At 35.2% G+C, this 22,113-nt stretch carries 23 protein-coding genes and 1 pseudogene; 18 read left to right on the plus strand and 6 right to left on the minus strand.

The window, feature by feature from the left end; translation table 11 throughout:
• From ACIGHG_RS19690 to ACIGHG_RS19710, 5 genes are all read left to right on the plus strand, one after another.
• A partial coding sequence (locus ACIGHG_RS19690) for a M20/M25/M40 family metallo-hydrolase (RefSeq protein ID WP_396550108.1) occupies window positions 1-910 on the plus strand: 910 nt, incomplete at its 5' end.
• Window positions 911-1,644: 734 nt separating this feature from the next.
• Complete coding sequence (locus ACIGHG_RS19695; RefSeq protein WP_336474057.1) at window positions 1,645-2,400, plus strand: ABC transporter ATP-binding protein; 756 nt, start codon at window positions 1,645-1,647, stop codon at window positions 2,398-2,400.
• Between the two features lie 23 nt (window positions 2,401-2,423).
• On the plus strand, window positions 2,424-4,394 hold the full coding sequence (locus ACIGHG_RS19700) for an FtsX-like permease family protein (protein ID WP_396550112.1): 1,971 nt from the start codon (window positions 2,424-2,426) through the stop codon (window positions 4,392-4,394).
• A gap of 181 nt (window positions 4,395-4,575) precedes the next feature.
• Window positions 4,576-6,165 (plus strand): ATP-binding protein, encoded by a 1,590-nt coding sequence (locus tag ACIGHG_RS19705; RefSeq protein WP_396550114.1) that lies wholly within the window; start codon window positions 4,576-4,578, stop codon window positions 6,163-6,165.
• Window positions 6,134-6,748 carry a response regulator transcription factor gene (locus ACIGHG_RS19710; protein ID WP_336474054.1) on the plus strand — a complete coding sequence of 205 codons (615 nt, stop codon included), beginning with the start codon at window positions 6,134-6,136 and terminating at the stop codon, window positions 6,746-6,748. Before ACIGHG_RS19705 ends, ACIGHG_RS19710 begins: the two co-directional genes overlap by 32 nt.
• A 294-nt stretch (window positions 6,749-7,042) precedes the next feature.
• Here the strand turns inward: ACIGHG_RS19710 and ACIGHG_RS19715 are convergent, their stop codons facing one another.
• The 3 genes from ACIGHG_RS19715 to ACIGHG_RS19725 all read right to left on the minus strand — a co-directional run bounded on the left by ACIGHG_RS19715 (window position 7,043) and on the right by ACIGHG_RS19725 (window position 9,138).
• A complete protein-coding gene (locus tag ACIGHG_RS19715) occupies window positions 7,043-7,984 on the minus strand; it encodes a zinc metalloprotease (RefSeq protein ID WP_336474053.1) in 942 nt (313 codons plus the stop codon).
• Between the two features lie 82 nt (window positions 7,985-8,066).
• Window positions 8,067-8,258 (minus strand): hypothetical protein, encoded by a 192-nt coding sequence (locus ACIGHG_RS19720; protein ID WP_336474052.1) that lies wholly within the window; start codon window positions 8,256-8,258, stop codon window positions 8,067-8,069.
• Between the two features lie 118 nt (window positions 8,259-8,376).
• A complete protein-coding gene (locus ACIGHG_RS19725; RefSeq protein WP_336474051.1) occupies window positions 8,377-9,138 on the minus strand; it encodes a M28 family metallopeptidase in 762 nt (253 codons plus the stop codon).
• 244 nt (window positions 9,139-9,382) lie between these two features.
• Here ACIGHG_RS19725 and ACIGHG_RS19730 point away from each other — a divergent pair, with 244 nt between their 5' ends.
• Window positions 9,383-10,105 carry an SDR family oxidoreductase gene (locus ACIGHG_RS19730; protein ID WP_396550117.1) on the plus strand — a complete coding sequence of 241 codons (723 nt, stop codon included), beginning with the start codon at window positions 9,383-9,385 and terminating at the stop codon, window positions 10,103-10,105.
• A 279-nt stretch (window positions 10,106-10,384) separates the two neighbouring features.
• Complete coding sequence (locus tag ACIGHG_RS19735; protein WP_396550119.1) at window positions 10,385-11,197, plus strand: leucine-rich repeat domain-containing protein; 813 nt, start codon at window positions 10,385-10,387, stop codon at window positions 11,195-11,197.
• Between the two features lie 90 nt (window positions 11,198-11,287).
• On the opposite strand, the gene ACIGHG_RS19740 is transcribed toward ACIGHG_RS19735, so the two are convergent.
• Window positions 11,288-11,794, minus strand: coding sequence for a DinB family protein (locus ACIGHG_RS19740; protein WP_336474049.1), 507 nt, complete (start codon window positions 11,792-11,794; stop codon window positions 11,288-11,290).
• 183 nt (window positions 11,795-11,977) lie between these two features.
• On the opposite strand from ACIGHG_RS19740, the gene ACIGHG_RS19745 reads away from it, so the two are divergent.
• On the plus strand, window positions 11,978-12,112 hold the full coding sequence (locus ACIGHG_RS19745; RefSeq protein WP_336474048.1) for a YuzL family protein: 135 nt from the start codon (window positions 11,978-11,980) through the stop codon (window positions 12,110-12,112).
• A gap of 151 nt (window positions 12,113-12,263) precedes the next feature.
• Here the strand turns inward: ACIGHG_RS19745 and ACIGHG_RS19750 are convergent, their stop codons facing one another.
• Window positions 12,264-12,698 carry a hypothetical protein gene (locus ACIGHG_RS19750; RefSeq protein WP_336474047.1) on the minus strand — a complete coding sequence of 145 codons (435 nt, stop codon included), beginning with the start codon at window positions 12,696-12,698 and terminating at the stop codon, window positions 12,264-12,266.
• An 873-nt stretch (window positions 12,699-13,571) separates the two neighbouring features.
• Here ACIGHG_RS19750 and ACIGHG_RS19755 point away from each other — a divergent pair.
• Window positions 13,572-14,021: a DUF6376 family protein gene (locus ACIGHG_RS19755; RefSeq protein ID WP_090911444.1), complete on the plus strand. Its 450-nt coding sequence runs from the start codon at window positions 13,572-13,574 to the stop codon at window positions 14,019-14,021.
• Between the two features lie 413 nt (window positions 14,022-14,434).
• Here ACIGHG_RS19755 and ACIGHG_RS19760 read toward each other — a convergent pair.
• A pseudogene (locus ACIGHG_RS19760) lies at window positions 14,435-14,624 on the minus strand (Tn3 family transposase); the annotation flags it as partial.
• A 154-nt stretch (window positions 14,625-14,778) separates the two neighbouring features.
• Between ACIGHG_RS19760 and ACIGHG_RS19765 the strand changes: the two are divergent.
• From ACIGHG_RS19765 to ACIGHG_RS19805, 9 genes are all read left to right on the plus strand, one after another.
• Window positions 14,779-15,696, plus strand: coding sequence for an ABC transporter ATP-binding protein (locus tag ACIGHG_RS19765; RefSeq protein WP_336474046.1), 918 nt, complete (start codon window positions 14,779-14,781; stop codon window positions 15,694-15,696).
• Window positions 15,693-16,445 carry an ABC transporter permease gene (locus ACIGHG_RS19770; RefSeq protein WP_396550122.1) on the plus strand — a complete coding sequence of 251 codons (753 nt, stop codon included), beginning with the start codon at window positions 15,693-15,695 and terminating at the stop codon, window positions 16,443-16,445. The genes ACIGHG_RS19765 and ACIGHG_RS19770 overlap by 4 nt, the downstream gene beginning before the upstream one ends.
• Window positions 16,446-16,457: 12 nt before the next feature.
• Window positions 16,458-17,189 carry an ABC transporter permease gene (locus ACIGHG_RS19775; protein ID WP_396550124.1) on the plus strand — a complete coding sequence of 244 codons (732 nt, stop codon included), beginning with the start codon at window positions 16,458-16,460 and terminating at the stop codon, window positions 17,187-17,189.
• Window positions 17,190-17,211: 22 nt separating this feature from the next.
• On the plus strand, window positions 17,212-17,562 hold the full coding sequence (locus ACIGHG_RS19780; protein WP_336474095.1) for a YxeA family protein: 351 nt from the start codon (window positions 17,212-17,214) through the stop codon (window positions 17,560-17,562).
• 182 nt (window positions 17,563-17,744) lie between these two features.
• On the plus strand, window positions 17,745-18,458 hold the full coding sequence (locus tag ACIGHG_RS19785; protein WP_396550126.1) for a response regulator transcription factor: 714 nt from the start codon (window positions 17,745-17,747) through the stop codon (window positions 18,456-18,458).
• Window positions 18,459-19,880, plus strand: a complete 1,422-nt coding sequence (locus ACIGHG_RS19790) for a sensor histidine kinase (protein WP_396550128.1) — start codon at window positions 18,459-18,461, stop codon at window positions 19,878-19,880.
• 308 nt (window positions 19,881-20,188) lie between these two features.
• Complete coding sequence (locus ACIGHG_RS19795; RefSeq protein WP_396550130.1) at window positions 20,189-20,782, plus strand: DUF2441 domain-containing protein; 594 nt, start codon at window positions 20,189-20,191, stop codon at window positions 20,780-20,782.
• 118 nt (window positions 20,783-20,900) lie between these two features.
• On the plus strand, window positions 20,901-21,110 hold the full coding sequence (locus ACIGHG_RS19800) for a hypothetical protein (RefSeq protein ID WP_336474040.1): 210 nt from the start codon (window positions 20,901-20,903) through the stop codon (window positions 21,108-21,110).
• Between the two features lie 480 nt (window positions 21,111-21,590).
• Entirely contained in the window at window positions 21,591-21,983 is a 393-nt protein-coding gene (locus tag ACIGHG_RS19805) for a GtrA family protein (RefSeq protein ID WP_396550132.1), read from the plus strand.
• Window positions 21,984-22,113 lie beyond the last annotated feature (130 nt).

Genomic DNA, 22,113 nt, shown 5'->3' on the forward strand with positions numbered 1-22,113 from the left:
AGCAGTTGAAACAATATCTATTGTTTGGGAAGAAACGCCAGCTAACGTATTACCATATCGTCTTTTTGTAGGTGGATTAAAAGGTGGACATTCTGGTATGGAAATTGATAAAGAAAGAGGAAATGCCAATAAAATTTTAGGCAGAGTCCTTTATGATTTATCCAATGAAATTCCGTTTTCTATGAGCGGTGTTCATGGTGGATTAAAAACAAATGCAATCCCGCGTGAAAGTGCAGCAACGATTTTATTTTCTGAAAGTGATGAGCAAAAAGTAGAAGAGAAAGTGAAAGAGTGGACAAGCATTTTACAAGAAGAACTACGCGCTGTGGACCCGGACGTATATGTTTCTCTTACAAAATTAGAAGAAACAATTGAAAATGTATTTGCAAAAGAAACGCAAAAACAACTTATTTCTTCATTATTTTTAATCCCTAACGGCATTCAAAGTATGAGCATGGAAATAAAAGGACTAGTGGAAAGCTCTACAAACTTAGGTGTTGTTGAAATGTTACATAATGAAATTAAATTAAGAAATGAAGTAAGAAGTTCTGTGAAAAGCTTAAAACAACATATTGTAAATGAAATTAAGCATATCGCAGAAGTAGTGGGAGCTCAGTTTGAAAAAGAATCTGAGTATCCAGAATGGCCATACAATCCAAATTCTTCAATTCGCAGTTTATTTGAAAAAGTGCATAAAGAAAAATATGGTACAGATGCAGAGGTTTTTGCGGTTCATGCAGGAATTGAGTGCGGTGTATTTATGGAGAAAATTCCAGGACTAGATGCGATTTCACTCGGACCAGATATGTTTCATGTTCACACACCAGATGAGCATGTAAGCATTCCTTCTGTAGTGAATAACTGGGAGTATTTTATTGAAGTATTGCGGGAAACGAAGTCGTTGATTTAAATATGTTTGAGATGAAAAAGGGTTGTCTCATAAGTCAGTGTAACTGGCTTGTGGACAGCCCTTTTTTATGAGTAACAATTCAACTACTTTTGTTAGCTTCTGTAATTTGTTGAATACTGTATTTTTGTTTTGATCCTAATTTTATCCCGCATTAACGGGCAGTAAGACCCCCACCTCAAGATTCAGAGAGAAGTATTGTCCAGCTCTAGCGGCTAGAATCTCCGGTCGTTTCGCCCCCTCGGACGAGGCAAAAAGCGCCTCTCTGTCGCGGGCTCCAACGTCCTGCGATTCTGGGCGAGCCGCTTCCGCTTTTCTAAAGAAGATAGGTCGGGGACAACTGCCCGTAAAAGCCCGATTGGGCGGGCTTTCCGTCAGTGAGGGATGAAGAAAACCCCCACTGACGGAAGTTTCACTTTATTTTAGCTATATATAACTATTTTAGTTTTTTAATATATAAGTCGTTGCTATACAGAATACAACATGATCTCTACTTGCTTTCTCCTTTTGTTTTAAACCTTGCATGTGGCAGAAAAAGGCCCTGACTGATTCTATACATGGCCAGATGCTCTCGTCCGCCTAAAAAAAGGGGTATGTCGACTTTTTAAATTGCGTCCTTTTACAATCTTTTAAAAAACATACAGGTGTATGAATAGAAGATTGCGTTTTTTACTCATGTTTTTTTATATATTAAAGAATAAACTTAACATGTAAACAAATTGAAAGGAGCAAATAAAATGAATGCACTATTATCTGCAAAAAATGTGACAAAGATATACAACAAGAATCAATTACCTGGACTTAATAAAGTATCTTTTGATATTGAGTCTGGGGAGTTTGTTGGTATTATGGGAGCCTCTGGATCTGGAAAGACAACTTTATTAAATATCCTATCAACCATCGATACGCCTACAGATGGAGATGTTTTGATAAAGGGCATCGATATTAAAAAACTTAATGATAATAAATCTGCAGATTTTCGGAAAGAGCATTTAGGCTTTATTTTTCAAGAGTATTTCTTGCTCGATAGTTTAACAGTACAGGAAAATATTGCTGTACCACTTACTTTATTACATAAATCTCCAGAAGAAATTGAATCATCTATAAATAGTTTAGCAAAGCGTTTTGGGATATTCGAACAATTATCTAAGTACCCTAGTCAACTTTCAGGGGGACAAAAACAAAGGGTTGCAGCAGCAAGAGCAATTGCGAAACAGCCTAGTATTTTATTTGCAGATGAACCGACAGGAGCATTAGACTCAAACTCTGCAACGGAGCTACTTCAAAAATTAAGAGAAGTAAATGAGGAACTTCATACAACGATTTTAATGGTAACCCATGATGCTTATGCAGCAAGTTTTTCAAGTAGAATTCTAATATTTAAAGATGGAAATATCATAAAAGAATTGAGAAGAAATGGACAGGGGAGAAAAGAATTTTTTGAAGAGATAGTAAAGGAAATCGCTAAAATTGATGAAAATCGATATAAATAAGAGTATGAAAGGAAGGCATGATTGTGGGATTATTAACAATAGCAAAAAAGAATCTGAAGAATAACTTTTCCTTCTATTCGTTCTATTTCGTTTCAGTAGCTTTTGTGCTGATAGTGTTTTTCTCCTTTATTTCTTTTTCCATGAACGATATGATCATGGAAAAGATTTCGTCTGATGGTAGAGTAGAAATCATGTCGAGAACGGTGGCAATCTTTGTTATGACATTTGTACTATTCTATATGTCATACTCCAATACTTTCTTTATGAAAAAAAGAATGAAAGAACTTGGAATTTATTCGCTCTTAGGGTATCGAAAATCAACAATGCTAAAATTATTAACTTTTGAAAATAGTATAATTTGTTCTGCTGCTCTAATTGTAGGAATTGCTTTTGGTGCGATTGCTCATAAAGGAATTGTCGAAGTGATAGTCAGAGTACTAAAATTACAAATTGATACTTCTGAAGTGCCACTTATTAATTCTGGTGCGGTACTATTCACTTTTGTTTTTATATTTGCTGTTTTGCTTGCTTTATTTTTATCTAACTGGATCATTCTTCGGAAAAGTTCCTTACTGGCTTTGGTACGTATGGAAAAAAAGGAAGAAAAGAAGGTGAGAATCAATACAGCTTTCTCATTCCTTGGATTATTCTTGATTTTAATTGGTTATTTCTTTGCTATCGATATTACAAGAGGAACGAAATCATTCTGGAAAACAATAGGATTTTCACCAATTGCACTTTTAACAATGTTAAGTGTAATACTAGGCACAATTTTCTTTATTCACTCTTTTTTACCATATGCTATTCAAAAATTGAAGAAAAAGAAAAGCTGGTTTTATAAGGAAGCCAATATTATTGTTATTCCAAATTTTATATTTAAAATCCGTTCGAAGGCAAAAACTTTAATTTTGTTAACTTTATTAGTTGCAGGAACTTTGGCTATATTCGGTTCTACTTTACTAACTCTCTACTATCCTGTTGCTGCTACGGAACGAATCATACCGTCAGCTATCGAGTTTCCAGTGGAAGATAAACAATTGGCCGCTAAAGCAATTAAAATTGTACAAGATACTGTTGGTAAAGAAAATATGAAATATAAAGAAACAACTATTATTCATGTAACAGCCTCTTCTGAAAATTTACCTAAAGAATATAGTGCAAAGAAAGAACATGGATTTGATCTTATGTCCGAGTCGGATTATAAAGAATTAATAAATATGCAAGGTAAAAATGTAGACTTTGAGAATTTAACTAAAAGTGAAAGTATCTTAGTAAAATATCGCCCTGAAAAAGAAAAGCTAGATAAAGGGAAATTATATACTTTGAACTTAACAACTACAAATAACATGGATATAAAAGTAAAAGACACTACATTACTCAATCCAATTGGTTTTGCAAATAGTGTAGGAACCCTTGTCATTTCAGATCAACTATATAAAGAGATAAAAACCTTAGGGCATAAAGAAACAACGATGATGAGTTTTAATGGAGTTGATATGAGAGATAATAAGACAGTTTATGAGAATCTAGCTCCACTATTTAAAAATAATATTTATTTTACAAGTAGTTATCAAAAAAATGATTACATTATTCAGCAGAATAGTTCAACATTCTTGCTCATTAGTTTTGTTACTATCATTTTCTTTATTGCAACGGGGAGTATTCTCTACTTCCATAATCTTTCGAGTATGATGTCAAACAAAAATGAATTTATCACTTTAAAAAGAATGGGGTATAACAAGAAAAAGATAAAAAGAATAATAAGTAAAGAGATTCTTACGTTATTTAGCATCCCATACGTATTAGGGTTAGCGCATAGTATTTTTGCACTGATAGCTTACAAAACGGCTTTAATGGATGACTTATTAGGAAAAAGCAGTGCCTTTATATTCCCTATTCTTTTTGCGGTAATTATTTTCACTTTGGTATATATGATTTATTATTTGTTAACAAAGCGAGCATGCTATAAAATTATCTTTGACAATAAAAAATAAAAATTCTTATATAAATACAAATTTTAAAAACGGCATTTTAGACATGCAAGTAGCGGTTATGTTGTATTCTGCATAGCAGCGACTTATATGTCGGAAAATTAAAATCGATATATATAAGGCTAATGATAGTAAACTAGCATTAGCTTTATATGTATTTAAGCTAGTAAAGGTAAGTGAGTTTATGAAAAAGTACTATGAGCAAAAACAAATTATCCTTTTAATTAACCAACTTTGTATAATTATTTTTTTATGCTATGAATTTTCGCAACATAATATTGTAGGAACAGCAAAGTTGCTTCCATTAGCAATTATAACGATTATGGTTATTTACGGAGCTTACATTGGTTTTGTAAACATGAAAGAAAATATAGCTTTATGGAAGTTTTCTAATTTGCTAATGCTTGCTTCATGGCAGTTTTTATTCACACTTAGTGAAATACAAATTTTTTATACATTAAGTACGCTGCTTAGTGTAGTGATTTTATATCAGACAGCACAGTTTTTTCTCTTTTTCTTTTTTCAAGATTCTACTTATATGTATAAAAAAGAAAAAGACTGGATTTTACAGATTATATGTTTATTAACATTGGTTGCGAAATTGATAAACGATAAAATGTTTGCCATTCTATTTTTATGTCAATTCGTTTTAAGTTTTATTTGTATTGCTTTCTTATTTTTGAAACATCGAAGACGAATCATGTTTATCTTAAAAAGTGAAAAAAAGCATCTACTTAGATCTGTTGCTGTTCTTATTTTTTTCTTTATTGGATATGCTGCCTTCTTTGCAGAAAACCCCGAATATTTAAGCAATCTAGGGTGGTATATCATGATTCTTTTTCCTTTATTCAGTATTCATGCTGTTGCTTTTAAAAACCATATATTTATGAAGAAGTATTTTCTTTTAAAGGAAGGTAAAAGGGGACTGATACTTTTCCTTATTCTTGTTTGTATGATTTCCCTTGGGATATTGTTTAGGTTTAATATGATTGCCTATTTCATCATTATACATACGCTTTTTTGGTTTGTTTTGCTTCATTTCACGTTATTATATAAAGACATAAAAAAAACGATTGTTAATTCAGATACAGAAGAACCAAAAATTATGTCAGACAGCTCTTATGCTTATAATCTCGTACAGATAGCGAAAGAGGAAAAGTTGAAACGTGATTTTTCTAATTATTTGCATGATGAAATTTTGCAAGATGTTTTAGCTGTTAAAAATATGATGAATAAATCTAACAAAGAGGAGATTCATGAAATTATAGTAAAAACGTTGGATCACTTAAATTTGTCTATACGAGTACAAATGGAAGAGTACTATCCAACACTATTAAAAACACTTACATTTCAAGAAAATTATAGTAATTTGCTTGAAATGATACAGCAAAAATATGGAATGAAAAATATTGATATATCTTTTAATTGTAGTGAAAATTTATTTTTAGTTGAACCCTATCAGCTTGTTATATACAGAATGTTAAAGGAATTGGTAACAAATGCATTCAAACATTCTAAATGTTCAAAGCTAGTTGTGAGTTTAAAACAAGAAAATGACGAAATAGAACTTATAGTAAAAGATAATGGTATAGGCTTAGTGGATAATGAAAAGTACGTTCGTAATGATCACAGAGGATTGAATTCTATTAAAGAACAACTGTTTTTATTAAACGGTAAAATGACCATTTCAGAATGTAATCCTTCTGGTTTGTGCATTACAATTCTTATCCCAATGAAAGGAGATGATTCCTATGAATATTTTATTAATAGATGATCACGCTTTATTTGCAAAAAGTTTAGAGATAGCCTTGGAAGATTATCCTGAAATAGATCATTTTTACTCATTACAAAGTATTGAACAGGTTACTGCATTCATCAATGAGTGTAAGCCAGATATTACATTAATCGATATTAATTTAAGGAATATTAGTAATGAAGATGGTTTAGGCGTAGCAAAAAATATTTTAGATAGCAAATGTGACACGAAAATAGTTATATTAACAGGCTATGATTTACCTGTTTATCGGTATGAAGCTCAAAAAATCGGTGTAAGTGGTTTTATTAATAAAAACATTATGCCAGATAAGTTGTTGCAAATTTTAATTGAGGTTAATAAGGGTACTTATTATTTTCCAATGTCTACGGATCATGTTGAGGAATTAACTGATAGTGAAAAACAAATTCTACAATTACTATGTGATGGATGTAAGCGTAAAGAAATTGCTTCTATCTTATATGCTAGTGAACGCACCATTTCAAACCATATTCAACACATATTTGATAAGCTGGATGTTTCATCTTCGTTAGAAGCTGTAACAAAGGGAATAAAATTAGGATATATTCAGCCTAATTATTAAAAAAAGTTAGTTAAATTTATAGCTTTAAACCCCAAAAACGGATGTGACAATCACAAAGGAGAAAGTTACGTTCGCATTTTGGTTACTCTATTCATCAGCACGATGACTTACAACAAACTTAGAGAATTGAACTGCGTTAGCGATTTCAAGTGCAAATCGCTAACGCAGTTCATACAGTTCCTGTCATATTTAGTTCATAGCTATAAGAAATGAATGCTTGTATTTTGCGCCACGAACTCAGTTTTCTAATAATTAAATATCATAACTGTAAGGCTAATAAGTTGTATACCTGTCTTAACTCTTAAGAAAAGATGAACGAGGTCCTGCAAGACATGCATCCATACGATCTACTTGATCTTTTGTAAACATTACCATAGTATCATCATCAACATAATCCATATAGTTCATAAACATATCACCATCTGGCCCGTTATTACAAGAGATGTTAGGGAATTTTGGCTTTCCGAAATTATGGTCTCCTTGATTAGGTGTATCAGCAACTCTGTCTGAACCAGTACAAGCGCCATTATCATCTCCCCAAATATGAAATAGGTTGAACCAATGTCCAATTTCATGAGTAGATGTTCGTCCTAAATGGAAAGGTTCTGTCGCAGTACCTGTGGTGCCAAATGCTGTGTATGTGATAACAACTCCATCTGTTTCAGATGGACCACCAGGAAATTGTGCATATCCTAAAACACCCCCGCTTAGCTTACATACCCATAAGTTTAAGTATTTATCGGTAGGCCATGCATTTATTCCACCGGTACTTTCTGATTTAACAGAATTATCATCTGCAGAAAATGATTGCTCAGTTGTATGTGTACGAGTAATACCGGTTGTTTGGTTTCCATTAGGGTCTTTTGTAGCAAGAAAGAATTCGATTTTAGCATCGCTTACAAAATTTTTAAATGCAGAGGGCACGTTTGTTATATCAGGATTAGTTGCACGAAAATCACGGTTCAAAACATCAATTTGACTATGAATTTGTTCATCAGAAATATTTTGTTCATCTGTATTCCATACCACGTGAACTACAACAGGAATTTTCACAACTGCTCTTTCTGCTTCTAAGCGCAGACTATTAAAATATTCATTAGTCATACTTTCAATTTCAATACGTGCATTTCTATATTGTTCTGACTCTTCAAGTAATTTATGGTGAATCTCAATAGTTGCGCATTTGCGGGTAGCAGGTGTATTTGTTCTTTCAGATGAGTTCGTATGATTTGTCATAATAAATTCTCCTTTAATTAGTATTATAGGTCTAAGTAATCATATAGCAGATATTTATATATCAAAAATAAGATAGAAGTGTTTATTTATTTTTATTTTTAATATACTCTTCAGTCATATTTTCAATATTTTCTCTTTCTTTTCTGTACTCTTCCGACTCTTCTAATAATTTATTGTGCATATCCATAGTTGCACAAGTGCGTCTCATAGGTGGATTTTCTTTTGATTCTTCTATTGAAATGTTCGCTTTTTTGTCTTTGGTATAATCGTCCATAAAAAATCTCCTTCATCATATATTTGTAATTCGAGAAGCAATAAAAGCTACATTCATTCGTAGAATATCTAGTGCAAGTGGATAATGAATATGCTCAAGGGTATCGTTTGCTGTGTGCTCATTGGGGTTTAAGGCATATAGTTAAGACAGCGGGGATTCCCTTATTAAGAAAAGAAACATGATCACTATCAAAAGGATTAAGAGATATTTCCACATTAATTTTTGTATATAGAGATGCAGCATTATTTAATCCATCAATCGTCTCTTTTGATAACGGTGAACCCTCAATTAGAACTGTCGGTGGTGACGTGTTTAATGTACCAATCATATCCATATTGATAACAGCTTGAATTCGATTTTTATCAAGAGTAGTGAGATTCTCAACATATTGTTTACTACCTAGTAAACCTTGTTCTTCTCCTCCAAAAAGGATAAAACGAAGATCATGCTGTATTGGTAAGTCCTTAAATACACGAGCAATTTCAAGGAGTCCAGCACTACCACTTCCATTATCATCAGCTCCAGGAGCATTAGATGAAGGACCACCAGCATGGTTGACTGAATCAAGATGTGCAGTGATAATAATCAGATTTTTTGTACCATTATTTGTTCCCATTTTGTCAGCAATAATATTTTGGCTATTTTTATCATTTATAGGTATAGTTTCACTACTAGTTGTATATCCCATTTCATTCAATTTCTCACGAGCCCATGTTGCTGCATCTTTATAAAAAGAACTGGTAGAAAATCTTGTTGGATAAGAAACCAAATGAGTTAAATATGCTTGGAATTGATTTTCACTTACCTGATTTACTAGGGACTGTATAGGAGCAGCAGTTGAGGAGTGATTGTTACGATTAGCATGTGCAGTGACTACCACTTTATATTTCACCTCCTTCTATATGCGTTTCTCAAAAAGCAATTGTTCAAATTCTATTTTGTCTACACGATTATTCGCTTATGCAAACATTATTTGGAAAAAATATTTCTTTATTAAAAAATAGAGCCGAGTAATTTACTACTAAAGTTGTAAAAAGTTTAGTCAATATGTAGCAAGTATCCGTTATTAAAAAAGTGTAAAATAAGTTTAAATAGCTAAGTTTTCAGAAAGCGAGGGGGATCAAATGATTAGAGAAAAAAATAAAAAACTTGTAGTAATCACTGGAATGACTCAAGGATTAGGTCGATCATTAATTGATCGTTTTTCTGAACTAGGCTGGTTCATTGCTGGATGTGGTCGTTCTAAAGATAAAATTGAGCAAATTAGGAGCCAATTTGACAGCAAACATGATTTTCAATCTGTAGATATTTCAGATAATCAAGCTGTTAGTGCTTGGGGAGCGCATATACTTCAGCGATACGGTACGCCAGATTTACTTATTAATAATGCTTCTATTGTGAATAAAAATGCGGATCTTTGGACTATTTCTTCAGAAGAGTTTGCAAATGTTATGAATATCAATGTGAATGGTGCAGTCAATGTGATACAGTCATTTGTTCCAGCTATGATTCATAATAAACGAGGTATCATTATCAACATTAGCTCTAGTTGGGGACGATCTGGCGAAGCTAAACTTGCACCGTACTGTGCTTCCAAGTTTGCGATAGAGGGGTTGACTCAATCCATGGCACTAGAATTACCAAAAGAACTGGCAGTAGTGGCGCTAGATCCAGGCGGAGGCATTCATACTTCAATGTTACAATCATGTGCACCAGAGTATGTATCGAGTTCTCCAACAGCTGAGGATTGGTCACATGTCGCTGTACCGTATATGCTTAGCATTACATCTAATGATAATGGGAAGTCGCTTACTTGTCCTAAAGTAATGAGTGGTGCTAATGAATAAGAAGTTGCATAGAGTAACAAAAAACTCTTCTATAACATATCGAGCTTTATTAGAGAATAATGTGCCATTTAGAAACTTGTTTTTTTGTTTTATCCATCAGTACATTAGGTGATTGGTTTTACTCTGTAGCCCTTATGGGATTCATATATAAAACTACTAATTCACCTCTAATAGTTAGTATGATATTGTTAGCGTAACAAACTTGTTTGACGGAATTACATATTTATTCTATAAAATCAATTTAAACAAGTGATTAATCTAATTATTGGAGGAGCAAGAATGTTTCCTATTGGAGAACAGCCAGATTTTATTAAAGATTTAAATGAATTAGAAGAGATTCCTAATGAAATTGCTATACAAGGAATAACAAAAAATTTAGAGCGTTTAAAAGAATTTTCTAATATTGAAAAGCTGTGGTTGTTTTCGATAAATCAAACCCAGTTTGATTTAATTTTAAAATATATAAGACCTAAAATTCTTTTTGTATATGAAATAAGAGTTGAAGATTTAACTTCACTAGAGCTGCTTTCAGATGTTGAACAAATCAATTTGTGTTGGAATACAAAAGCAGCTAAACTATGGGATTTATCTAAAAATATGTATTTGAGATCTTTGTCTATTGAAGACTTTAAGAAATTAAATGATATTGAGCCTTTACAATATTGTCAAACACTGAACAAATTAGAACTATCAGGTGGTATAGGGAACGCTTTAAAAATTAATACACTTGATCCTCTTAAACAATTGGTTAATCTTAAATATTTAAGTTTAACTAATATACGGGTCAAAGATGGATCTTTAGAGCCTGTAACATGTTTAAAAAATTTACTGGAAATAAAAATATCTAATCAATTTCCTACAGAGGAATATGCAAAGTTATCTGTTGCATTACCTGAAACTAAATGTGATTATTTTCATCCCTATGTAAAATTAAATGATTCAATTGATGGAAAAGATATTATGGTAATTGGTAAACGTAAACCATTTTTAAACGCAATTCTAGATATTAAAAAACTTGAGAAATATGATGAGCAATTTAAAGCGTTTCAAGAGAAATATAAAGCTGCTATGTACATAAAAAATCCTAAATAGATTTTCGTTACGTTCAACTAAAATGGTCTGTTTATGAGTAGAGAATGAAACACTTTACTTATAAACAGACCATTTATAATTGTTTTTTTATTATTTCATTGCATACAAATAAAAAATATAATCAGTCGAAGTTCCTGTATAACTTAACTGTCTTAACATAGCCGTTATATTCCCGCGATGATATGTTCCATGATTCACAACATGTTGAACCAATTCAAAGACATTCGTGTCTAATCGTCCAAAGTGAGGATGTTCAGGTGAAATGACTTTCTCTAAGTTTTCTTCATGGGCGAAAAACTCTTGATAATCTTCGAATAAAGTTAAAAATAGTTGTTCCATTTCCTTGATAGTTGTATCTTTTATCTTTTCTGAAAGGTGTATTGCAGATGTCTTCACTTCATCAAAAGGTTTGCCTAATAAAGTACCTAGCCAGATTGTATCAGCAATATACATATGCATAAATGTTTGCGAAATAGAAGGGAAGACACTTTGTATTTTTGTAGACCAAACGTCTGCTGGTAATGTCTTTAAGTGTTCAAAGAGTTTTTTGTTTGCCCAAACGTGATAATCATAAACTTGTAAGACAGGATGTTTCATTGAAAATTCCTCCCGTTTCATTTGCCTTTAAAATATAAGCTTATGTTATATATACAACCAAGGTTTATGAGTTTCCTGTTAGAAACTATGAAAAAGCAGTTTATGAAAAGGAAAGGGAGTCTATTACCTTATTCTGCATAGTTTCACGCATCTAAGCAAAAAGTAACGTTGGAGGTGAGCAAAGTGGGTCGAAAAGTTAAACAGGATCCTTCTAGAGCAGGTCTTGGCTCTTCACAAGTTGAAGGGCAAGGAACGACTACGCGCGAAACAGGTTCCGCTAAAGTTCCTTCATCAAATAAGAAGCAAAAACGTAGTTAATTATAATTTCTCATGGGTTTACTCTGTAACGTAGTAAAGTGAAAAAGGCATTGGAATTATGTTTATTAATCCCAATGCCTTTTTTAGATGTTAAAAAATAGTTGTAGTCTGAAAAGACGATTGTTCGTATACAATCGTCTTTTCTTTAGATTCAATTTGATACCGAAGGAAGAACATTATCAGGTGGGAATAGAGTCGCAGTTAATGCACGAGTGAGAACAAATCTTTCATCCACAAACGGATTAGTACTTATCGTTATAAAAAGTTCATAAGTGTGAGTTCCAGGTGGAGGTATATCAACCCAAGTTATATTAGGAGTTGTAATATATTGTAGACCGTTACCTACATTGACCTCACTTGTTCGAGCTATGTCAATTCCATTACGAAGTAAAACTATATCCATAGCAACGGTGTAATCAGGAGTTGCATTCTGAACTACTACCTCTGCCATCGCTTCTAACTTAACAGTAAACCCTGATGCATCAAAAGCCGGGATTGTAAGAACAGTTAATCCGCCATTTTGTGGTAAATTAAGTTGTATATTACTTTTTTCAGCGAAAGCAAATAGAATATCCTTTTTAGCCAATCATAAGCACCTCTTTTCTTTTAAATTGTTATATTATATGAATATGTTATATTTTTGCTTGTACCCTTGGCACACGGCAAGCTTACAGATGTATGTTATATGTATTTCCAGTTAAAATAACATTATACGCAGTAAACACAGAGACTATTTTAATGAAGCATCGAAGAGCCCTAAATTGAAAACTCTTGATTAATAAGGGATAGCTTATCCCATCAAGGATAATATCCCAATTTAAGTGAATGGGATAAATCGAATGTAGGTTTGTTGAAGAAGAACTTGTTTTAATCAAACTTTATTCCAAAGTAACATATAGAGCAGAAGGTGTGGGAAGGGAAGTATCTTTTGTGCTGCAGGTTATTATTAAGAAAGAAAAAATGATTGTCTTGTAGAGATTATAGATAAAAATGGGAAATCACATAGAATTACCGTTAACGAATGGTGGCGATAGTTCCAGCCTTCTTTAACGAATGGGTGCTTTAGTGACATATGAATCATAGAAAGGACCGAGATTTCTTATAGGAATTTTATAAACATTCACAAGAAAAGACAAATAAGGTTTAATGACATTCTTTTAATTAAACTTTATTTCTGGGCATGTGATACTACCTCTGTATATAAGCTCTTTTTATATTTTTACTTATAAAACCTTACAAAACTGTCATATTGATGTAAGGTTATTAGATAGTTTATATACTATTTCGATGTGATAATGAAAGCATAAGAAATACACACCTAGAAAAAATATAATAGAATGAGATAATTGTAAGATGATTTTAAAATTGTCATTTATACTTTTTGAAGTTACTTGACGTTTACTTTCTAAATGTTAACAATAAATAGGTGGATTTGTACGAATTTAGAGGAGATGAAGAGATGTCGATAAAAAAAGCTTTGTTATTCATGTGTATGCTGGTAATTGGTTTAACAGGCTGCTCTATGATTGAAGAAGGTAAGAATTCAATTAACTATGCTCAAAAGGCAATAGACTATGTTAATGAAGTGAGTACGTTTGCAAATGAAGCGCCGGGATTAGTAGAAAAAGCAATCAACGATGGTGCTGCCCGCAAAGAATTAGAAACTAGACTCAGAGAAATCCAAAAGGATATTCCAGCTTTTAATGAATTGACACCTCCTGATGTAGCAAAGGATATGCATCAGCAAATTGTTGGATATAATGAAAAGTTAAATGAATTAATTGATACAACTATGAAAAAGGTAGAAGAAGGAAAAATGGATGTAGAACAATTCAAAAACTCGGATCTTATGCAGACAATTCAACAAGTTCAAGACTTAAAAGATAAGATTCAAAATTTAGGTCAGTAAATATAGTATGAAAAAAATTCCGTTATGTATAACGGAATTTTTTAGTTTGAAGGTATAACAATCAGTTATTCACCAATTATTGTATATAAAAAACGATACTCCAAATAGGGGTTCTGTTAATGAATTCCAAAAAACATACTCTAAGTAAATTTGGACATGAAAAAAGCCGATTTTTCCTAGGCTAAGGAAGAATCGGCTTTCATTCATTGGCTAAGTGGTTTGAGTGAATCTAACTTTGCAATCCTCTATCTCGTAATTCGCCTCGTCCCCAAAAGAATAGAGCTTTGGTAAGACCATTCATTGCTTCACCTTTATCCCGCTATTCGTGGGCAGTAAGACCCCCACCTCAAGATTCAGAGGGAAGCAAAGAAGATAGGGGGGATAAAGAAAACCCCCACTGACGGAAGTTTCACTTTACTTAATCCTTGTTGAATACGACACTGTAAGACTTTACTAGATATGTAATCAAAAATAAAATTGGTCCTTTCAATTCTTCTCATTTCACGTAAAGCAGCAGCTAATTTATTTTGCCTTCCATAGGATTCGCGCCCCAGACACTTTTCACTTTCGAATAGAATGGGGTAAACGGAGTACGTCATCAAACTTTATTTTAAATCAACAACTAGTTAAGAATTTAATACAAAGTAAGTGATTTAAGGTTGATGTAAGGTTCTCTTTAGACTGTGGAAAGGTGGACGCATTACAGTTGAAAGCGAAGAGAAACATCTGAAAATTTTGAATGGAGCTGACTTTTCATATGAGTGCTTCGGCTATTGTGCAAACGCAAAACCTATCCAAAATGTATGGGGCTATTAATCGTGTAAATAAAGTGGATCTTTATGTTCAGGAAGGAGAAATCTATGGGTTTCTGGGTCCAAACGGAGCGGGGAAAACAACCACGCTAAAAATGCTGCTAGGACTCATCAAGCCTTCTGAAGGGACAATTAAAATTTTCGGGGAAAGCCTAAGCAAACATCGCTCATCCATTCTACAACGTACCGGATCGCTGATTGAATCTCCCTCTTACTACGGGCATCTGACAGGGCTTGAGAATATGAAGGTCATGCAGCGCTTGCGGAACGTACCAGATAAAAATGTACATGAAGCGCTTCGTATCGTACGACTAGAAAATCAGAAAAACAAAAAAGCTGAACAATATTCACTAGGAATGAAGCAACGGCTGGGAATCGCAATGGCTCTGCTCGCATTTCCAAAGCTACTGATTCTCGATGAGCCGACGAACGGTCTTGATCCCGCGGGCATTGGTGAAATCCGGGAGCTTATCAAATCATTACCCGCACGTTATGGAATAACCATATTGCTTTCCAGCCACCTACTCTCGGAGATAGAACAGATTGCTACTTCAGTAGGTATTATCAGTGAAGGAAATCTGCTGTTCCAGGGTAGTATGGAAAGCCTGCGGCAAAAGAATAGAAACACCATTTGTATAAAAACCGGAGACAATGCCAAAGCGGAGCAGCTACTTTTCACTCAAGGTTACAGTCCGCTCCAAAGCAGCAGCAGGCTTGAGTTCGACAATCTTCGGGATACGGAAGTGGCGGAAATGAACAGATTGCTTGTTGAACAAAAAATCTCTGTCATTCGAATCGAGGAGCAGAAGAAAAGCCTGGAGGATATTTTCCTGGAGTTGACAGGAAAGGAGCGGAGCCTGTGATCAAAATATTAGGACTGGAATACTTCAAAATCCGTCGCAAAAAAATATGGCTCATGATTATATTATTCCTTGTCGTGGAGATGCTGTGGGCCTTTATGTCTATTAGCCGGGCAATTGCTAGCAATCCGGATAACGCCGTTTGGGAATCGATTTTTTTTAGTATATCCTCTATGAATGGGCTTTTTATGCCGATTATTTCAGCCATTGTTGTCTCACGTATTTGTGATATGGAGCATAAGGGGGCGACTTGGAAAATGCTTGTTGCTACCAATGTGAGACGCGGGCATCTCTACGCAGTAAAGTATATATGCGCCAATAGTCTGCTTCTGTACGGTATCTTTGCACAGGCCGTATTCATGATTGGGTTTGGACTAATAAAGGGTTTTCCCGGTGCTCCTCCTATCGAATTACTAATTCGGTTCATTGGGGGTACCCTACTGACGACTCTCGCTGTTACAGCACTTCAGCAATGGATTTCTTTTTCCATCAAAAACCAGGCCTTTGCGCTATGCTTTGGCATGCTGGGTGGCTTCATAGGAATGACTGCTGGATTATTCCCAGCTGTTACGAGACATATTTTTATTTGGTCTTATTATTTGGATCTCAGCCCGGTTACTTATCTATACGCTGAGTCAGCAAGCACCTATATGGTACAACCGGTAAGCTTGGGAATTGTAGTGGCTGCGCTGATTATGACCGTTCTGTTCTACTTCGCCGGAAGCATCCATGTAACCCGGCAGGAAATCTGAGGAGGGAAGTTGATGAAACGAAGTATTTCTGTTGAATGGCTCAAACTGCGCCATTCCCGGATTGGTCTTGTACTTGCTGTACTTCCTATTATAAGTCTGCTGATTGGCTGTGCGAATTATTATATGAACCAGGACGTCCTGCAAAATGGTTGGTACAGCTTGTGGACCCAGGTCAGCCTGTTTTACGGTGTTTTTTTTCTACCTATTCTGATTGCCATCTGTTGTTCCTACATATGTAGACTGGAACATTTAAACCAAAATTGGAATATGATTATGACCTCTCCTGTATCAGTTGCCAGTGTGTTTATTTCCAAATTGATTATCGTTAGCATTTTAATCTTGTTTGCGCAAGGGCTATTCATAGGACTCTACTGGCTTACAGGTACCCTGTTCTTTATACCTGGACCATTCCCTATAGAGACTATAGGATGGGCGATACGTGGATGGTATGCTTCTTTGTCCATTAGTGCTTTGCAATTGGGACTGTCGCTGCGGATCCGCCGCTTTGCTACGCCTATCGGTATCAGTCTGTGCGGGGTTTTTATCGGTCTGGGTATGTACATTGCCAAGCTGGGAGCATTTTTTCCGTTCTCACTACTCAACATTGGCATGAGTGTAATGAGCCAGAATAAGTTGACTAACATACAGAACTTTCTGTTTTGGGTGATCAATATGGCTTTCGTTATTATTTTTTTGTTGATGTCAATCCGACGGTTGAAGAATAAAGACATTGTCTCATCCTGATTGAGCTTAGGAGGAATTTATGATGAAAAAAATATTGTTAGTACTTGGGTTCATCATCGTGATTGGGGCATGCTTGTGGATGTTTTTCTTCACCCCGGAGAAGCTTACACCTGACAATCATGCAGGAAAAACCCTCTACTACACAGAGATAACTGGCGCCGGCGTTCAGAAGGAGAATGGGCGTTATGACTATGAGTTGACTGCCTACGATGAGAAAGGGAAGAAGAAAAAACTTAGTTTTTCGGCCGGAAAGCAATTGAGAGAGGGGGCTTACGTCCAGCTATATTATACACTGCTTCGGGGCGTCACGCACTGGGAAGAGGTTAACTTCATAAAGCTACCTAAGGCGGTGCAACAGCAGTATCGGAAATAATAAGGATCTGAAAGAAGAAGGAGACGTCCCATAGCCATCAAGTTAAGAAAATAATGTAACTTTACAGGCTTTAAAATAGGGTGTCAAGGTTGTGCGTCAGCCTGTATTAAAAGTTCAGGTGAGTATGAAATGAAACGTAAATAATTTCCTTTTTCATGTATAATAAAATTAGGTGATGCAGGATGGAAAATTTAAAAGACAAAAAAATATTAATTGTAGATGATGAACCGGAAATCAGAATAATGATTGAAAGATTTTTAAGAAAAGAGGGCTTTTTCCGCATTTACACTGCCGCCGACTGCGCTTCAGCTCTGTCATTCTGCCACACCGGCAAGCCAGATATCGTGATTCTTGATGTCATGCTGCCAGATGGTGACGGATTTTCACTTCTGTCTTCCATCAGGCAGTTCTCGGACATGCCAGTCCTTTTTCTCTCCGCACGGGGCGAGGATGAAGACCGGTTGCTCGGACTAGGTTTGGGGGCAGATGATTACATTGTGAAGCCGTTCCTGCCGCGTGAGCTGGTATTGCGGCTCATGGCAATTCTGAAGCGGGTCTACTCCTCTTCCGTGGCGGAGCGTCTATCTGTCTTCCGATTAGGAGAACAGATCATTGATCTAGAAAGCGCTGTCGTGCACAGGAATCAGAAGGAGATGCCATTAACGGCAAAGGAGCATGCCATTCTTGTGAAGTTGTATGAAAATCAGGGGCGAATCGTTACAAGCGATGCCCTATGTCAGGCCGTTTGGGGAGATGACAGCTACGGTTATGAAAATACTTTGACGGTTCATATTAGGCGGATCCGTGAAAAAATCGAGATGGATCCTTCCAAACCAATCCATCTTCTCACCGTCAGGGGACTGGGATATAAACTGCTGGTGAAGGAGAATCATTGAGTGGAAGGAATTATTCGTATATTACGCCGGTTTGCCACGACGACCATCTTTATTTCGATATTTCTGCTTATTTTTAATTTCGTACTGCTAGGCACGCTGGTATTCAAGGAAATTAATCAACGCCCGTCCCCGGAAGGTGTGCTTAAGCAAGTGGCTCAAGGATTGGGGAAGCAGGACACCGGCTATCGTCTGGACGAGCACGCTGCCAAGCTTCTGCAGCACAACCATGCATGGGCCATGCTACTCGATGCAGATGGCCATGTGCAATGGGATTACCATCTGCCTAACGATGTTCCAAGGTCCTACAATCTAGTCGATGTAGCCAAGTTCTCACGTTATTATCTTTTGAAATATCCTGTCTATATTTTGGAACATGAGGACGGCCTAATCGTAGTGGGGTATCCAAAGGAAAGCCACTGGAAGTATCAATTCGATTTTCTTTCTGATTGGTTAAGATCGATACCCCTGCGGCTCGTGCTGCTGCTGCTCTTTAATTTTGGGGTGACTTTGCTAATTTCTGTCGTGATTGGCATGCGTCTCATAAGAGGGATACGTCCTCTTGTGTCAGGAGTCCACAATCTTGCTAGAGAGGAAGCAGTTCAGTTGGATTCCAAAGGTATATTCGGTGATTTGGCTCAGAGCATGAATGCCGCGTCGGCTAAGCTTCAAAATAAGACGGCCGCGTTAAAGGCACGAGATGAAGCACGTTCTAACTGGATTGCCGGGATTTCTCATGATATCCGGACTCCACTTTCGATTGTTCTCGGCTATGCAAGCGAAATGGAGGATAATTTGGATTTGCCGGAGGAGCAGAGGCATCGGGCTGGTATCATCCGGCATCAGGGTGAGAAGTTGCGCTCACTTGTAAGCGACCTAAACCTAGTCTCCATGCTCGAGTATGAAATGCAGCCTTTGCATTTGAAGTACATCCGGCTATCAGTTTTGGCGAGACAAGTTGCCACCGATTTTTTGAATAATGGATTGGATGACCAGTATGACATTGATTTAAACCTGACTGTTGAAGCAGTTCAAATTATTGGGGACGAGAAATTGCTGCTTCGGGCAATCAGTAATCTCGTCCAAAACAGTGTGTTTCATAACCCGCAGGGCTGTGAAATCATACTAGAAACCTCTCTATCCAAGGACCGTTCCCAATATCGCCTTATCGTAAGGGATAATGGACGGGGAATCCCGAAGGAGAAATTGACAGAGATTACCGAATTACCTTATTCATCAAGGAGAAAGCGAACTGTTCAGCAAGGTCACGGTCTGGGGATTCCGATGGTGGCAAGGATTGTGCAGGCCCATCACGGCCGTCTTATTCTTGCAAGCGACAAGGACCAAAGAGGTCTAAAAGCTGTCATGGAATTCCCTGTACATTCTAAAATAGAAAACAATAAAAAAGCACCTGGAAGTGAATAGAAACGAGTCAACTACCCACCACACCTTACTGCTGGGCTCTTGCCCGTCACGCGTTTAGAGATGGGAACTTCTTTTGGAAATACGTTAAAAAGGTTATATATGGTGAAATGCTTTGAAGTATACATAATTTAGACAAGCCGCTTATTTTAATAATTTTGCTGTGCAGCTTTTTTATAGAAGGGCTTCAAAATCTTAACTTGAGCTACCCCATTAAGCGGAAAATTCTCCCTTATCGCCCCTATTCGTTGGTATAATATGGTGTATTGTATGATATAACCAACACAATGAACACCAATAGGAGGCAGGCCATGAAAGAGAACGACTTGTATGTTTATCACATTGTTACTAGGAAAAAAATGAGTCTTGGGCAGATTATTAACTTTAACAAGAACCAAAACAATACCTTATATCGCTTCTTTTTTGAGAGGGAACAATTGAATTCTAAAGGTGAGGACTTCATTCAGATTTTACAAAGTCATTATACAGATAAAGGCTTGAACTTGAATAAAGAAAATACCGAAGTAGCTATTAAATATGTAGACCAAACAATCAGAGCGATTAGAGAAGTAATAGTAGAAATGGTTAGACTGCAAGAATATCCGGAGTATCCTTCAAGGTTGTCTTGCTTATACGCTGCGAAAAGCTATGAAGACGCTTTGAAATGGAAAGAATTATTTGATTCTTACAATCGGAAAGTTTTGCAGATTGTTAAACTTCGAGTTATTGGGAATTCTTTTGAGGGAGATGGAAATCTTTTACCAAAGGAAGATGGGGCTCCTTTCTCTCAAAAAATTGAACAAGCTAGAGAATATTGGAAGGGTAATGTGAAAAATGAGCTTCCCGAGTTTTTGATTAACGGAACAATTGAAGTGGTAGAAATTATTAATGATTTCTCAGCTTAGATTCTAGAAAAGTCTCATATATTTATTTGTAAAAAATTACAAGTTAGAGATTGGTATCTCTTTGGACATTAGGAGAATCTTTAGAAATTGCTGTTTAGGAATAGAGGAGTGAATCAATATGAATCGGAAAATAAAAATCTTAAAATACATTATGATTCTAATGGCTTGTCTTGCTGTATTTGGTACAATTTTACCAAATGCATTAGATCCAAACGAAACAATGGCGGGTAAAATTTCGATTGCAACTTTTGGTACAATAGCTACTTGTTTACTATTTTCTATTACTTATTTTATTTTAAAAAAAGCTATTTTAAGAGGAGAAAAATAGTATGGGGAAAATTTATATAAATCCACTTTAATTTTTCGACATATAGGTTGCTGCTATGCAGAGAAAAAGGAAACTGTACTCGCTTGCTATCTCTGGTTTTCACTGCGCATGTGGCAGAAAAAGGCCCTGACCGCTTCTACGCATGACCAGATGCTCTCGACCATCTAAAAAAATGGTTTTATGTTAGTTTTTTAATTTATATAGAATTAGAAGCCATCAAATAAGAAGCAAAAACGTAGTTAATCTTATTGTTTCATGAGTTTGCTATGTAACGTAGTAAAGTAAAAAAGCCATTGGAATTATGCTTATTTATTCCAATGGCTTATTAAAAATTAAAAAGTTCTCCCGTGCACTCTCGATACATATTGGATTACGATAACCTTGTATTAAGCATGCAATCTATACGACTATAACTTTCATATGTTAGAAATCCCTTTATATGGTATAATATGGTTTGGTTTGCGCGTAGGGAGGGTGACAATGAACAATAATTACAAACAAATAGCTAGATTTGTTTTGGTAGGATGTATGAATACATTAAACTATTGGCTACTTTATTTATTATTTACTCATGCTTTTCATTTTCATACTTTAACAGCACATAGTATAGCTTTTATCGTGAGTATGATTGGTTCTTTTTTTATGAATACATACTTTACGTATAGAACAAAAGTAACATTAAAGAAGTTTTTCCAGTTTCCGTTAACTTACATTGTAAACTTTATCATTACGACAATTAGTATTTATATTTTAGTTGATGTATTGAATTTTAACAAAGATATTGCACCTTTACTATCATCTGTAATTGCAATTCCTTTTACATTTGCAATATCAAAAAAAATATTAGTTACAAAAAAAGAAGCTGCTATGTAAAACTATTATAAAAAATTCTTCAGCATTTATGTTGAGGAATTTTTTTATTTTAAAGCGGTTTTTTATTCTGCATTTCTTGGATTCTAATGGAAATTCATCTCGTTTTTTATTTTGTTGAGTTTTCTTGTTG

Origin of the sequence: Bacillus sp. NPDC077411 (genome assembly GCF_044543425.1) — a bacterium.
Lineage (GTDB): Bacteria > Bacillota > Bacilli > Bacillales > Bacillaceae_G > Bacillus_A > Bacillus_A bruguierae.

What these genes read in the sequence shown, in the direction of transcription:
- ACIGHG_RS19695 (WP_336474057.1), top strand. Translation starts at nt 1,645, where the DNA reads ATGAATGCACTATTATCTGCAAAAAATGTGACAAAGATATACAACAAG.
- ACIGHG_RS19705 (WP_396550114.1), top strand. Translation starts at nt 4,576, where the DNA reads ATGAAAAAGTACTATGAGCAAAAACAAATTATCCTTTTAATTAACCAA.
- ACIGHG_RS19710 (WP_336474054.1), top strand. Translation starts at nt 6,134, where the DNA reads ATGATTCCTATGAATATTTTATTAATAGATGATCACGCTTTATTTGCA.
- ACIGHG_RS19715 (WP_336474053.1), bottom strand. Translation starts at nt 7,984, where the DNA reads ATGACAAATCATACGAACTCATCTGAAAGAACAAATACACCTGCTACC.
- ACIGHG_RS19720 (WP_336474052.1), bottom strand. Translation starts at nt 8,258, where the DNA reads ATGGACGATTATACCAAAGACAAAAAAGCGAACATTTCAATAGAAGAA.
- ACIGHG_RS19730 (WP_396550117.1), top strand. Translation starts at nt 9,383, where the DNA reads ATGATTAGAGAAAAAAATAAAAAACTTGTAGTAATCACTGGAATGACT.
- ACIGHG_RS19735 (WP_396550119.1), top strand. Translation starts at nt 10,385, where the DNA reads ATGTTTCCTATTGGAGAACAGCCAGATTTTATTAAAGATTTAAATGAA.
- ACIGHG_RS19740 (WP_336474049.1), bottom strand. Translation starts at nt 11,794, where the DNA reads ATGAAACATCCTGTCTTACAAGTTTATGATTATCACGTTTGGGCAAAC.
- ACIGHG_RS19755 (WP_090911444.1), top strand. Translation starts at nt 13,572, where the DNA reads ATGTCGATAAAAAAAGCTTTGTTATTCATGTGTATGCTGGTAATTGGT.
- ACIGHG_RS19765 (WP_336474046.1), top strand. Translation starts at nt 14,779, where the DNA reads ATGAGTGCTTCGGCTATTGTGCAAACGCAAAACCTATCCAAAATGTAT.
- ACIGHG_RS19775 (WP_396550124.1), top strand. Translation starts at nt 16,458, where the DNA reads ATGAAACGAAGTATTTCTGTTGAATGGCTCAAACTGCGCCATTCCCGG.
- ACIGHG_RS19780 (WP_336474095.1), top strand. Translation starts at nt 17,212, where the DNA reads ATGAAAAAAATATTGTTAGTACTTGGGTTCATCATCGTGATTGGGGCA.
- ACIGHG_RS19785 (WP_396550126.1), top strand. Translation starts at nt 17,745, where the DNA reads ATGGAAAATTTAAAAGACAAAAAAATATTAATTGTAGATGATGAACCG.
- ACIGHG_RS19795 (WP_396550130.1), top strand. Translation starts at nt 20,189, where the DNA reads ATGAAAGAGAACGACTTGTATGTTTATCACATTGTTACTAGGAAAAAA.
- ACIGHG_RS19800 (WP_336474040.1), top strand. Translation starts at nt 20,901, where the DNA reads ATGAATCGGAAAATAAAAATCTTAAAATACATTATGATTCTAATGGCT.
- ACIGHG_RS19805 (WP_396550132.1), top strand. Translation starts at nt 21,591, where the DNA reads ATGAACAATAATTACAAACAAATAGCTAGATTTGTTTTGGTAGGATGT.